The 12,431-nt window shown below is 39.1% G+C and carries 13 protein-coding genes; 8 read left to right on the top strand and 5 right to left on the bottom strand.

Features of this window, described 5'->3' with window-relative positions; genetic code table 11:
• Positions 1-138 precede the first annotated feature (138 nt).
• The 3 genes from xseB (at position 139) to dxs (ending at position 3,201) form a co-directional block, all read left to right on the top strand.
• Complete coding sequence (gene xseB / locus INP95_RS07300) at positions 139-381, top strand: exodeoxyribonuclease VII small subunit (protein ID WP_005696153.1); 243 nt, start codon at positions 139-141, stop codon at positions 379-381.
• Between the two features lie 3 nt (positions 382-384).
• A complete protein-coding gene (gene ispA / locus INP95_RS07295) occupies positions 385-1,278 on the top strand; it encodes a (2E,6E)-farnesyl diphosphate synthase (protein ID WP_197560427.1) in 894 nt (297 codons plus the stop codon).
• 69 nt (positions 1,279-1,347) lie between these two features.
• Entirely contained in the window at positions 1,348-3,201 is a 1,854-nt protein-coding gene (gene dxs / locus INP95_RS07290) for a 1-deoxy-D-xylulose-5-phosphate synthase (protein WP_197560426.1), read from the top strand.
• Positions 3,202-3,445: 244 nt separating this feature from the next.
• On the opposite strand, the gene rplT is transcribed toward dxs, so the two are convergent.
• The 5 genes from rplT to thrS form a co-directional block, all read right to left on the bottom strand.
• Positions 3,446-3,799, bottom strand: coding sequence for a 50S ribosomal protein L20 (gene rplT / locus INP95_RS07285; protein ID WP_005596075.1), 354 nt, complete (start codon positions 3,797-3,799; stop codon positions 3,446-3,448).
• A 66-nt stretch (positions 3,800-3,865) separates the two neighbouring features.
• Complete coding sequence (rpmI, locus tag INP95_RS07280) at positions 3,866-4,063, bottom strand: 50S ribosomal protein L35 (RefSeq protein WP_005596065.1); 198 nt, start codon at positions 4,061-4,063, stop codon at positions 3,866-3,868.
• A gap of 197 nt (positions 4,064-4,260) precedes the next feature.
• Positions 4,261-4,803 (bottom strand): translation initiation factor IF-3, encoded by a 543-nt coding sequence (infC, locus tag INP95_RS07275; protein WP_075875453.1) that lies wholly within the window; start codon positions 4,801-4,803, stop codon positions 4,261-4,263.
• 144 nt (positions 4,804-4,947) lie between these two features.
• The gene (locus INP95_RS07270) at positions 4,948-5,766 is read right to left on the bottom strand and encodes a D-hexose-6-phosphate mutarotase (RefSeq protein ID WP_197560425.1); all 819 of its coding nucleotides are present in this window, start codon (positions 5,764-5,766) and stop codon (positions 4,948-4,950) included.
• Between the two features lie 126 nt (positions 5,767-5,892).
• Positions 5,893-7,824: a threonine--tRNA ligase gene (thrS, locus tag INP95_RS07265; protein WP_197560424.1), complete on the bottom strand. Its 1,932-nt coding sequence runs from the start codon at positions 7,822-7,824 to the stop codon at positions 5,893-5,895.
• Between the two features lie 260 nt (positions 7,825-8,084).
• Here thrS and INP95_RS07260 point away from each other — a divergent pair, with 260 nt between their 5' ends.
• From INP95_RS07260 to trpD, 5 genes are all read left to right on the top strand, one after another.
• Positions 8,085-8,666 (top strand): FMN-dependent NADH-azoreductase, encoded by a 582-nt coding sequence (locus INP95_RS07260; RefSeq protein ID WP_197560423.1) that lies wholly within the window; start codon positions 8,085-8,087, stop codon positions 8,664-8,666.
• 196 nt (positions 8,667-8,862) lie between these two features.
• Complete coding sequence (trpE, locus tag INP95_RS07255) at positions 8,863-10,413, top strand: anthranilate synthase component I (RefSeq protein WP_197560422.1); 1,551 nt, start codon at positions 8,863-8,865, stop codon at positions 10,411-10,413.
• Positions 10,414-10,425: 12 nt separating this feature from the next.
• Positions 10,426-11,010, top strand: coding sequence for an aminodeoxychorismate/anthranilate synthase component II (locus INP95_RS07250; protein WP_111327241.1), 585 nt, complete (start codon positions 10,426-10,428; stop codon positions 11,008-11,010).
• Between the two features lie 10 nt (positions 11,011-11,020).
• Positions 11,021-11,407 (top strand): tautomerase family protein, encoded by a 387-nt coding sequence (locus INP95_RS07245; protein WP_049380813.1) that lies wholly within the window; start codon positions 11,021-11,023, stop codon positions 11,405-11,407.
• 12 nt (positions 11,408-11,419) lie between these two features.
• On the top strand, positions 11,420-12,421 hold the full coding sequence (trpD, locus tag INP95_RS07240; RefSeq protein WP_197545538.1) for an anthranilate phosphoribosyltransferase: 1,002 nt from the start codon (positions 11,420-11,422) through the stop codon (positions 12,419-12,421).
• Positions 12,422-12,431: the final 10 nt, after the last annotated feature.

Here is a 12,431-nt window from a genome sequence, read left to right as displayed (position 1 = left end):
TATTGTACGCTAAATTCCAGCTCCCACAAAGTTCAAATTCTCACGAAAAACTGACCGCACTTTGAAATAAGTTTTTAACATCCCTATAAAAATCAAGTACAATACGGAGCAATTTATTCATCTGAAAAGGATAATTTAATGGCGCGTAAACCAGCAAATGCTGAACCTGATTTTGAAACAACACTTGCACAATTAGAAACCATTGTGACAAAACTTGAAAGTGGTGAATTACCATTGGAAGATGCGCTGAAAGAATTTGAAAACGGCATTAAATTGGCTCAACTTGGTCAAGAACGCTTACAACAAGCTGAACAACGTATTCAAATTTTGTTACAAAAAAGCGAAACCGCCCCATTAAGTGATTATCAAGGGGACGAGTAATCCATGAGTTATCAATTCGGCACTGAACTTAAACAAGTTCAAGATCGCATTAATCAGTTTTTAGCCAATCAATTTGAAGAAATTGACTCTTATAATGCCCCTTTGCGTGATGCCATGAAATATGGCTTATTGCTAGGCGGCAAACGCGTTCGTCCTTTCCTTGTCTATGCAACGGGTAAAATGCTGGGGGCAGAAACAACAGCTTTAGATTACGCGGCAGCAGCCATTGAAGCTATTCATGCTTATTCTTTAATCCATGATGATTTGCCTGCCATGGACAACGATGAACTTCGTCGTGGTCAACCAACTTGTCATATTGCTTTTGATGAAGCTACTGCCATTTTAGCTGGCGATGCGTTACAAACTTTTGCCTTTGAAATTCTTACTGAAGCCCCTTCTCTTTCTGCAGAACAAAAATTGCAATTAGTGAAAGTCTTAGCTCAAGCATCTGGCGTACAAGGCATGTGTTTAGGGCAAAGTTTAGATTTAATTTCTGAGCATAAACAAGTTAATTTAGCCGAATTAGAACTTATTCATCGCAATAAAACTGGTGCGTTGCTAACAGCTGCATTAAAACTGGGTTTTATCTGCTCTCCTCACTTTGAAAACAAAGAATTAGAGCAACAACTAGAACGTTATTCACAAGCTATTGGTTTAGCTTTCCAAGTGCAAGATGACATTTTAGATATTGAAGGCGACAGTGCGGAAATCGGTAAACCGGTGGGATCTGATTTAGATTTAGATAAAAGTACTTATCCAAAGCTGCTAGGGTTAGAGGGCGCGAAACAAAAAGCCCAAGAACTCTATCAAACCGCCTTACATGAATTAGACAATTTACCTTTTGATACCACTGCATTGCGTGCATTAGCTGAATTTATTGTCAATCGTAAAAGTTAATGGTGACAGCACTGACTTTGATTTTTCAAAGTGCGGTCACTTTTTTCACATTTTAGGACTAACGAATATATGAACAACTATCCTCTTTTATCCTTAATTAATTCGCCGGAAGATTTGCGTCTTTTAAATAAAGATCAGCTTCCGCAGCTTTGTCAGGAGTTACGGAGTTATCTGTTGGAGTCTGTTAGTCAAACCAGCGGTCATTTAGCATCGGGTCTTGGCACCGTTGAATTAACCGTTGCGCTACACTACATTTTTAAAACCCCTTTTGATCAATTAATTTGGGATGTGGGCCATCAAGCTTATCCACACAAAATTTTGACGGGTCGTCGTGATCAAATGTCCACTATTCGTCAAAAAGGCGGTATTCACCCCTTCCCTTGGCGTGAAGAAAGTGAATTCGATGTATTAAGTGTTGGTCACTCTTCCACTTCAATCAGTGCAGGACTGGGTATTGCTGTTGCGGCAGAACGTGAAAATGCAGGTCGCAAAACTGTTTGTGTGATTGGTGATGGTGCAATCACTGCAGGTATGGCATTTGAAGCCTTAAACCATGCGGGTTCTTTGCATACTGATATGTTGGTCATTTTAAATGATAATGAAATGTCGATTTCTGAAAATGTCGGTGCATTAAATAATCACCTTGCACGTATTTTCTCTGGTTCCTTATATTCAACGGTCCGTGACGGCAGTAAAAAAATCTTAGATAAAGTACCAACTGTTAAAAACTTTATGAAGAAAACCGAAGAGCACATGAAAGGTGTAATGTTCTCGCCAGAAAGTACGCTTTTTGAAGAACTCGGTTTTAACTATATCGGGCCAATTGACGGGCATAATATTGATGAATTAATTGCTACTTTAAGCAATATGCGCGATCTCAAAGGACCGCAATTCTTACACATCAAAACTAAAAAAGGAAAAGGTTACGAGCCTGCAGAAAAAGACCCAATTGGTTTCCATGGCGTACCAAAATTTGACCCAACAAGCGGCCAACTTCCTAAATCAAATACCAAACCAACCTATTCAAAAATCTTTGGTGATTGGTTATGTGAAATGGCGGAACAAGACGATAAATTAGTCGGTATTACACCTGCAATGCGTGAAGGTTCTGGCATGGTAGAGTTTTCAGAACGATTCCCGCAACAATATTTTGATGTGGCCATCGCCGAACAACATGCTGTCACCTTTGCGGCAGGCCTTGCAATTGGCGGTTATAAACCGGTCGTGGCAATTTATTCTACCTTCTTACAACGTGCTTATGATCAGCTTATTCACGATGTCGCCATTCAAAACTTACCAGTTCTTTTTGCCATTGACCGAGCTGGTATTGTAGGTGCTGATGGTCAAACTCACCAAGGTGCGTTTGATTTAAGTTTTATGCGTTGCATTCCGAATATGATCATCATGACACCAAGTGATGAAAACGAATGTCGTCAAATGCTTTACACCGGTTATAAATGTGGTAAACCTGCTGCGGTACGTTATCCACGTGGAAATGCAATCGGCGTAGAATTAACCCCACTTGCTGAATTAGAAATTGGCCGTTCCAAAATGGTTCGCCAGGGTGAAAAAATCGCGATTCTGAATTTTGGCACACTCTTACCTGCTGCTTTATCTGTAGCAGAAAAACTCAATGCGACTGTTGTCGATATGCGCTTTGTGAAACCAATTGATGAAGCTCGTATTCTAGAAGTGGCGAATACTCATGACGTCATTGTGACATTGGAAGAAAATGCGATTCAAGGTGGTGCAGGCTCTGCTGTTTCAGAAGTGCTAAATTCTCATGGAAAAACAACCGCACTTTTACAACTTGGTTTACCTGATATCTTTATTCCGCAAGGAACACAACAAGAAGCCCTTGCTGAAATTAAATTAGATGAAAAAGGGATTGAAGAGCAAATTATTGCCTTTATAAAGGGCTAAATTCGTTCATTTTGGTTTAATTTTGATATTTTTAAAAATTTTTTCAAAAATATCGAACTATTTCAAAAACACACAGTCTGATACATTGCTAGTGCACTGCATATTGCAGTTATCTTTTTGAAGTTTCTTATAAATTAAGACCTCCCCGCTATTCAAGTTTTGAGTAGCGGTTTTTTCTTTTTTAGAAGTAATAAAAAAGGACGCTTTTCAGCGTCCTAATTTTTGAATCTAAACTTTAAAAAAATTAAAGTGCAGATTTTGCTTTTTCAACTAATGCAGCGAACGCTACTTTGTCGAATACAGCGATATCAGCAAGGATCTTACGGTCGATTTCAACTGACGCTTTTTTCAAGCCGTTGATAAATTTACTGTAAGATAAACCATTTTGACGAGCCGCAGCGTTGATACGAGCAATCCATAATTGACGGAATTGACGTTTACGTTGACGACGGTCACGATATGCGTATTGACCAGCTTTGATCACCGCTTGGAAAGCAACGCGATACACGCGTGAACGTGCACCATAATAACCTTTAGCAGCCTTAAGAACTTTCTTATGGCGTGCTCTTGCAATAACACCACGTTTTACACGAGCCATTATTTAATCTCCTATGTAATATTTTTAACTAATTTAACTAATCGTACGTTTTGCTTAAATAACGGCTTATGCGTATGGTAAGCAAGCTACTACTAAAACTTGGTCTGCTTTCGCAACCATTGATTTATGACGTAAATGACGTTTACGTTTAGTTGTCTTTTTAGTCAAAATATGACGTAAGTGAGATTGTTTACGTTTGAAACCGCCAGAAGCTGTTTTTTTGAAACGCTTAGCAGCACCACGTACTGTTTTAATTTTAGGCATTGTTAAAAAACTCCGCATTTTAAGTTAAACACATAATTAGGCGAATCCGAAGATTACTTGTAGGCACTAATTATTCCAATATGGCAAATTGAATTGCCCTTCTCCAAAAGCAATTAGGCTGCGTAGTTTGCCCAATGTGCAGTTGTATTCTCACCGAAGTGAAAATTCTATTATCTAGATCAAATCTAAATAAAAAATTATTTTTTCTTAGGTGCTAACACCATTACCGCTTGGCGACCTTCTAATTTACCCGGTGCAGATTCCACTACTGAAATGTCAGCCAAATCGTTTTTAACGCGTTCTAATACGTCTAAACCGATATCTTGGTGAGCCATTTCACGACCGCGGAAACGTACGGTAATTTTCGCTTTATCACCATCTTCTAAGAAACGAATTAAGCTACGTAATTTAACTTGGTAGTCACCTTCGTCTGTACCTGGACGGAATTTAATTTCCTTCACTTGTACGACTTTTTGTTTTTTCTTCTGTTCTTTTGCAGTTTTACTCTTTTCATAGAGGAACTTGCCGTAGTTCATAATACGACAAACCGGTGGTTCGGCATTCGGACTGATCTCAACTAAATCAAGCGCTGCTTGTTCTGCCATCTCTAAGGCCTGTTGAATTGATACAATCCCCGCTTGTTCACCATCTTGGTCAATCAAACGAACTTCTTTTACTCGAATTTCATCGTTAATGCGATTCGGGCGGTTAGCTGCCGGAGCTTTTTTTACGGTTTTGATAATGTTATTCCTTCTATTTATTTAAGAAAAAACCTACTGTCTTCAAACAGAAGATTTATTAAATCATTTGCTATAAAAACAAACAAAAAACGGGCAAAATTTTATAGTATTTGCTACGTTTATGCAACAAGGATTTCTATTCCTTTAAATATCAGTGGTTAAAGCACTTATTTCAGCTGAAATGCTCTCTCCAAATTGAAGCAATTTTTCTAATCTTGCGGTTTCAATACATACCATTGTTCTATATCCTTCTGGTTGCATCGCACTTGGTGTTTTCTCCCAAGGATTCCATAGAACAATTGAATCTGCATGATGATGGGTAATTTGAATACGTCGATTAAATGTTTTATCCACCAACAATGTTTTATTTTCTTCTAATGAATAAATACAATCTACGCCCTGTTCAATTCTGCGAGTTGCAGGTACTTCTGTATATTTACCTTGTAATGAGTCATAACAACGGTTTGGTAAATTTTGGACTTCAATTTGTGAAATATCACCGATATTAAAATAGCTGTGCAATGCGGCTTGAGCAGGTTCTTGCCCTAAATGCGTTAAAGTCATTGTGCATTTATCGGTAAATTCCATTTTCATTTTGGCTTCAATCACACCATATCCAGAAAACAGTGAAAATTCTAACCGCACTTTATTCGCTTGGAGATCATAATCACTCAATTGCCACAAACGTAAACGCGCTGTACCGTGTGAAGGTTGTTTAACACCTCCAAACCAAGGGTAACAAATCGGTACACCACCACGAATCGCGACACCTTGTGTAAAAGATTCAATCTCACTTAACCAAAAGATATCCTGCTCTGCCCCTTTAGGCTGCCAATTTAATAGCTGTGCCCCTTGTAGTGCAATTCGAGCCAATCCTACTGGGTGATTTAAAATTAAAACAGGAATTTCATTGATATGTTCTAACGTTAATTCTGGTATTAATTGTTGAGTTTGAGCTGTCATATTCGCCTCCTTGTGATAAGGCTATTATATAGAAGAAAGAGATACTTGAGTTTATTTTTATACCGTGAATATAAAAAACCGCACATCAAAGTGCGGTCATTTTTAATTAAGATTTTAAAGAATTAATTACTCTTCACCCAACAATTTCAACTCACGTTGTCTTACTTGGGATTTTAAGATTTCAGCAAACTCTTCAATCGTGAAAGTGCCTAAATCTGCACCTTTACGGGTACGTACAGCCACTTTGCCTTCAGCGATTTCTTTATCACCGCAAACGAGCATATAAGGTACGCGACGTAAGGTGTGTTCACGGATCTTAAAGCCGACTTTCTCATTACGTAAATCTGCTTTAACACGTAATCCAGCATCAGATAGTTGTTTCACGACTTTTTGCACGTAATCAGCTTGACTATCAGTAATATTCATCACAACCGCTTGAACTGGTGCTAACCATGCAGGGAAGAAACCTGCATACTCTTCAGTAATGATACCGATGAAGCGTTCAATCGAACCTAAAATCGCACGGTGAATCATAACCGGTGTACGACGGTCATTGTCTTCTGCCACATAAGACGCATTTAAACGACCAGGTAATGCAAAGTCTAATTGGATAGTACCGCATTGCCATTCACGATCTAAACAGTCACGTAATGCAAACTCAATTTTCGGGCCGTAGAATGCACCTTCGCCTTCTTGAATTTCATATTCAAGACCGTTATGCGCTAATGCTGCCGCAAGACCCGCTTCTGCACGATCCCACATATCATCTGCACCAATACGTTTTTCAGGACGAGTAGATAATTTCACCTGAATATTTTGGAAACCGAACGTGCTGTAAATGTCGTAAACCATTTTAATACAGCTGGTTACTTCACTTTCAATTTGGTCTTCAGTACAGAAAATGTGGGCATCATCTTGAGTGAAGCCACGTACACGCATTAAACCGTGTAAAGAACCAGATGGTTCGTTACGATGGCAAGAACCAAATTCCGCCATACGGATTGGTAAATCACGGTAAGATTTTAAACCTTGGTTAAAGATTTGAACGTGTCCTGGACAGTTCATTGGTTTAATCGCATATTCACGGTTTTCTGATTGTGTAGTAAACATCAAATCGCCGTAGTTTTGCCAGTGACCTGTTTTTTCCCATAACACACGGTCCATCATGAACGGACCTTTCACTTCTTGATAATCGTATTCTTTTAATTTTGTACGTACGAAGGTTTCCAATTCACGGAAAATTGTCCAACCATCGTTATGCCAGAAGACCATACCTGGTGCTTCTTCTTGCATATGATATAAATCTAACGCTTTACCGATTTTACGGTGGTCACGTTTTGCCGCTTCTTCTAAGCGAGTTAAGTATTCTGCTAATTGTTTTTTATCTGCCCAAGCCGTACCGTAGATACGTTGTAACATTTTATTTTTGCTATCACCACGCCAGTACGCACCTGCAACCTTCATTAATTTGAAATTGTGGCAGAAACGCATATTCGGTACATGTGGCCCACGACACATATCAATGTATTCTTCATGATGATAAAGCGCAGGCGTTGCGGTACGTTCGATGTTTTCATCTAAAATAGCCATTTTGTATGGCTCGCCGCGTTTTTCAAAAGTATCTCTTGCTTCTTGCCAGCTTACCGGAGTTTTGATGACGTCATAATTGGTTTTCGCTAATTCAAGCATACGTTTTTCAATCGCATCAATGTCTTCTTGCGTTAAAGAACGGTCTAAATCCACGTCATAATAGAAGCCGTTTTCAATCGTTGGACCGATTGCCATTTTGACATCTGGGAATAATTGTTTGATTGCGTGACCGAGCAAGTGTGCGCAAGAGTGACGAATAATTTCTAAACCGTCTTCATCTTTTGCTGTAATAATTTCAAGGTTAGCATCTTCATTGATGATGTCACAGGCATCACGACGTTCACCGTTTACACGGCCAGCGATGGTTGCTTTGGCAAGACCGGCTCCGATATCTTGAGCCACTTCTAACACAGAAACTGGACGATCAAATTCACGTTTAGAACCGTCCGGTAAAGTAATAATAGGCATAATTTTTCCTTATACAGTGGTCGCCCATACGAAAGGCAACATGCAAATAATGATTAAAAACAAACCGCACTTTCATTCACTCCCACTATCGAGCAAACCAAGTGCGGCGGAGAATTTTAGCACTTTCCACCACACTTGTTAATATCTCGCTGAATTATTTCCAATTAGTAAACAATGATTTTCCTGATAGCTACTTTATCTATTCAAAATTTCCGATAAAATGACCGCACTTTTGATAAACACAAATTAAAGGAAACTCTATGAACGTATTAGTATTAAAATCAAGCATCCTTGCTGGTAACTCTCAAAGCAATAAATTAGCCGATTACACTATTGAAAAATTAAATGGCCACCACATTGTGGTACGTGATTTAGCGGCGCAACAACTACCCCATTTTGATGCAACGGCGGCAACTGCGGTACGTGGCGAACCTAAAACAGCGGAAGAAAATGCACTTTTAGCGCTATCAGATGAATTAGTCACTGAATTAAAGGCTGCGGATATTATTGTAATTGGTGCGCCAATGTATAACTTAGGCATCCCAACACAACTTAAATCTTACTTTGATTTTATCGCTCGCCCTCGTGTGACATTCCAATACACTGCAAATGGTCCTGAAGGTTTACTTAAAGATAAAAAAGCGATTGTATTAGCAAGCTTTGGTGGCATGTATGATGAAAACAACAATGTGACGAATTACTTAAAAGCGATTTTAGGTTTTGTTGGCATCACCGATGTTCAGTTTGCTTATGCAAAAGGTATCGGATTAGGTGCTGAAGCGATTGAAAAAGCACAACGTTCAGCAAGAAATAAAATTGATGAAATCGTTGCCTCTCTCTAATCACTAAAATCCCCAGATAAGCCATTTTGAGATATGCCTCGAAATGGCTTTTTTCTAATCAACTTCCTCTATTTTTATATCTTTGGTTAAAAATTAAAAAAATATTGTAAAATTACGCCAATTTTTTGATTATTCTCTTGACTTATGCATTATGCACTAGTTTAATAGTACAAAAGTTCAGAATAAAGGATTGATTATGAAAAATACCCCTTTTATTGCGGTGACCTCTCAACCGGTCCCCTATCATGCCGACACCACCGCAATTTTTAATACATTATGCCAACAGAACTCAAATTCTCTCCTCCTCGACTCTGCTGAAATTGGTAGTAAAAATAGCTTACAAAGTCTTATTCTAATTAATGCGGCCGTTAAAATTACTTGCTTCGGCAATCAAGTGACATTTAGAGCGCTAAATGCGAACGGTAAACAAGTGTTAAAAGAAATTCATCCCGTATTAAGCCAACTCGGCACTGTAAGTGCGGTCAATTTTGATAATGAATTTTCTGTTCAATTTGCACCGCTCGATAATCAATTAGATGAAGACAGTAAATTACAAGCTGCAACAATCTTTGATGGTCTTCGTGTAATCTCTAACCATTACCAACATAGCAGCACGCCAGTCTTTTTAGGTGGTTTATTTGCTTATGATTTGGTGGCAAATTTTATTCCAATGCAAGGTGTTGAATTAAAAGATGATGGTATTCACTGCCCAGATTACAGCTTCTATCTCGCAGAAAACTTAATTACCATCGATCACCAAAGCCAACAAGCGACCTTAAAAAGCTTTTGCTTTAGCCAAGAAGAACAAGTGGAAGTCGCAAAAACAGCACTTTCTATTGCCCAAAAATTAAAAAATATTGATGGCGTATTTTCCATTAAAGCAGCAAGTGATGAGGTCTGCACCAACTTTGAAGATCCTGAATTTATCGGTATTGTCAAAGCATTAAAACATCATATTAATATTGGTGATGTGTTCCAAATCGTGCCATCTCGCCGTTTTTCATTAGCATGCCCGAATACCCTTGCGAGCTATGCGCAATTAAAACATAACAATCCAAGCCCTTACATGTTCTACATGAACGATGAAGATTTCATTTTATTCGGTGCGTCACCAGAAAGTGCGCTGAAATATGCGCCAGATAATCGTCAATTAGAAATCTATCCAATTGCAGGTTCTCGCCCGCGTGGTTTTGATGCGCATGGCAATATTGACCCTGAATTGGATGCGCGTTTGGAATTAGAATTACGTCTTGATCATAAAGAGCAAGCTGAACATTTAATGTTAGTGGATTTAGCCCGTAATGACATTGCTCGCGTGTGTCAAAGCGGTACACGTAAAGTTGCCGAATTAATGCAAGTGGATCGCTATTCTCATATTATGCATTTAGTTTCTCGCGTAGTGGGTAAACTTCGTCCTGAACTTGATGCCTTACATGCTTATCAAGCTTGCATGAATATGGGAACGTTAACTGGTGCGCCTAAAATCAAAGCGATGCAGTTAATTTATCAATTTGAACAGCAAAAACGTCACAGTTACGGTGGTGCTGTCGGCTATCTCACCTCTGATGGTCATTTTGATACCTGTATCGTGATTCGTTCTGCTTTTGTACAAAATGGCATTGCCCATATTCAAGCGGGTTGTGGTGAAGTGTTGGATTCTGATCCTCAAATGGAAGCGGATGAAACTCGCCATAAAGCGGCTGCAGTGCTTAAAGCAATCAAACAAATCAATACCCAAGCAAAATAAGGACGATAAATTATGGCTAATATTCTCTTTTTAGATAATTTTGATTCATTCACTTATAACTTAGTGGATCAATTCCGTGTGCTTGGGCATAACGTAAAAATTTATCGCAATGACACTAATTTAGAACAAGTGGTACAAGAGGCATCAAATACACCGGATACGATTCTTGCGCTCTCACCGGGACCAGGTACTCCGGCTGAAGCAGGTATCTTACTCCCGCTCATTGAACGTTTAAAAAATGATGTGCCAATTATTGGTATTTGCTTAGGCCATCAAGCGCTTATTCAAGCCTTTGGTGGAGAGGTTGTACATGCAGGCGAAGTATTACATGGTAAAGTATCGCGCATTCAACACGATAACCAAGCCATGTTTAAAGATATTGCCAACCCAATGCCTGTGGCTCGTTATCACTCTTTGATGGGTAAAAATCTGCCTGACGAATTTATTGTCAATGCCGATTACAATGGTATCGTGATGGCAATTCGTCATAAAACCTTGCCAATTTGTGCTTTCCAATTCCACCCAGAAAGCATCCTTACTGTGCAAGGTTCCAAATTATTACAACAATCTGTGGAATGGTTATTAAACAGAGATTAAGGAAGAAAAAATGATTACCGTATATGGATTAAAAGAAACCCTTACCCCACGTCGTAAAGCTATTGCCAAGGCTATTTATGACAGTCTTAATTTAGGCTTGGATATTCCGCATGGCAAGCATACCATTCGATTCGAGTGTTTGGATAAAGAAGATTTTTTCTATCCAGAAGATCGTAGCGAAAACTATATCGCAATCGAAATTAATCTTATGCAGGGACGTTTAGAAGGGACTAAAAAACGTCTGATCAAAATGCTATTTAGCGAATTAGAATACAAAATCGGTATTAAATCCTATGATGTAGAAATCACCATTAAGGAACAGCCTGCTCATTGTTGGGGCTTCCGTGGTATGACCGGTGATGAAGCGCGAGACTTAGTCTATGATCTTAACGTATAAGGAAGATTGATTATGCAAACGGCTCAATTATTAGAACAACTTTACAACGGAAAAACACTTAATAAAGAAGAAAGTGCGGTCACTTTTAATGCCATTATGCAAGGCGAACTGAATAACGAACAAATCGCTGCCATGCTGATTGCGTTAAAAGTACGTGGTGCCACTATTGAGGAATTAAGTGGTGCGGTATCTGCATCCTTGCAAAATGCCAAATCATTCCCTCGACCTGGTTACCCTTTTGCGGATATTGTAGGAACGGGTGGCGATGGTCAAAATACAATTAATATTTCTACTGCGAGTGCCATTGTTGCAGCCTCTATGGGTGCAAAAGTAGCAAAACACGGTAACCGTAGCGTATCAAGTAAATCCGGTGCCAGTGATGTATTAACCGCTCTCGGTGTAAATGTGAATGTCGCGCCAGAACAAGCTCGTCAAGCGCTTGATGATATTGGGGTATGTTTCTTATTTGCTCAACAATATCACAGTGGTTTTAAACATGTTGCCCCTGTTCGCGCGGCATTAAAAACGCGTACACTTTTTAATATTTTAGGTCCATTAATTAACCCTGCTCGCCCAACTTATCATTTGCTTGGCGTGTATGCCCCTGAATTAGTGAAAACCTATGCTGAAACCGCTGTTGCATTAGGCCATCAACATACTTTTGTGGTTCATGGTGCAGGTCTAGATGAAGTCGCCGTACATGGTGAAACGCAAGTGGCAGAAATTAAAAACGGCAAAATTGACTACTTCACCTTAACACCTGAAGATTTTGGTTTAAAAACACAATCTTTAGAAAGTTTACGTGGTGGCGAACCGCAAGAAAATGCCCAATATCTGACCGCACTTTTACAAGGTAAAGGCAAAGCGGAACATGCTAATGCGGTAGCCGCAAATGTGGCATTATTACTGAAATTATTTGGTCATGATGACTTAAAACAAAATGTTCAAAATGTATTGGCTCATCTTGCATCAGGCAAAGCGCTTGAGACACTACAACATTTAACAAAATATTAAGATAAAGGCT

Source organism: Haemophilus parainfluenzae (assembly GCF_014931375.1).
Taxonomy (GTDB): Bacteria; Pseudomonadota; Gammaproteobacteria; order Enterobacterales; family Pasteurellaceae; genus Haemophilus_D.
Note: the sequence above shows the minus strand (reverse complement) of the source record. Positions and strands in the feature narration are given on the sequence as shown.

What these genes read in the sequence shown, in the direction of transcription:
- rplT (WP_005596075.1), bottom strand. Translation starts at nt 3,799, where the DNA reads ATGGCTCGTGTAAAACGTGGTGTTATTGCAAGAGCACGCCATAAGAAA.
- dxs (WP_197560426.1), top strand. Translation starts at nt 1,348, where the DNA reads ATGAACAACTATCCTCTTTTATCCTTAATTAATTCGCCGGAAGATTTG.
- trpE (WP_197560422.1), top strand. Translation starts at nt 8,863, where the DNA reads ATGAAAAATACCCCTTTTATTGCGGTGACCTCTCAACCGGTCCCCTAT.
- xseB (WP_005696153.1), top strand. Translation starts at nt 139, where the DNA reads ATGGCGCGTAAACCAGCAAATGCTGAACCTGATTTTGAAACAACACTT.
- ispA (WP_197560427.1), top strand. Translation starts at nt 385, where the DNA reads ATGAGTTATCAATTCGGCACTGAACTTAAACAAGTTCAAGATCGCATT.
- trpD (WP_197545538.1), top strand. Translation starts at nt 11,420, where the DNA reads ATGCAAACGGCTCAATTATTAGAACAACTTTACAACGGAAAAACACTT.
- INP95_RS07270 (WP_197560425.1), bottom strand. Translation starts at nt 5,766, where the DNA reads ATGACAGCTCAAACTCAACAATTAATACCAGAATTAACGTTAGAACAT.
- rpmI (WP_005596065.1), bottom strand. Translation starts at nt 4,063, where the DNA reads ATGCCTAAAATTAAAACAGTACGTGGTGCTGCTAAGCGTTTCAAAAAA.
- INP95_RS07250 (WP_111327241.1), top strand. Translation starts at nt 10,426, where the DNA reads ATGGCTAATATTCTCTTTTTAGATAATTTTGATTCATTCACTTATAAC.
- INP95_RS07260 (WP_197560423.1), top strand. Translation starts at nt 8,085, where the DNA reads ATGAACGTATTAGTATTAAAATCAAGCATCCTTGCTGGTAACTCTCAA.
- INP95_RS07245 (WP_049380813.1), top strand. Translation starts at nt 11,021, where the DNA reads ATGATTACCGTATATGGATTAAAAGAAACCCTTACCCCACGTCGTAAA.
- thrS (WP_197560424.1), bottom strand. Translation starts at nt 7,824, where the DNA reads ATGCCTATTATTACTTTACCGGACGGTTCTAAACGTGAATTTGATCGT.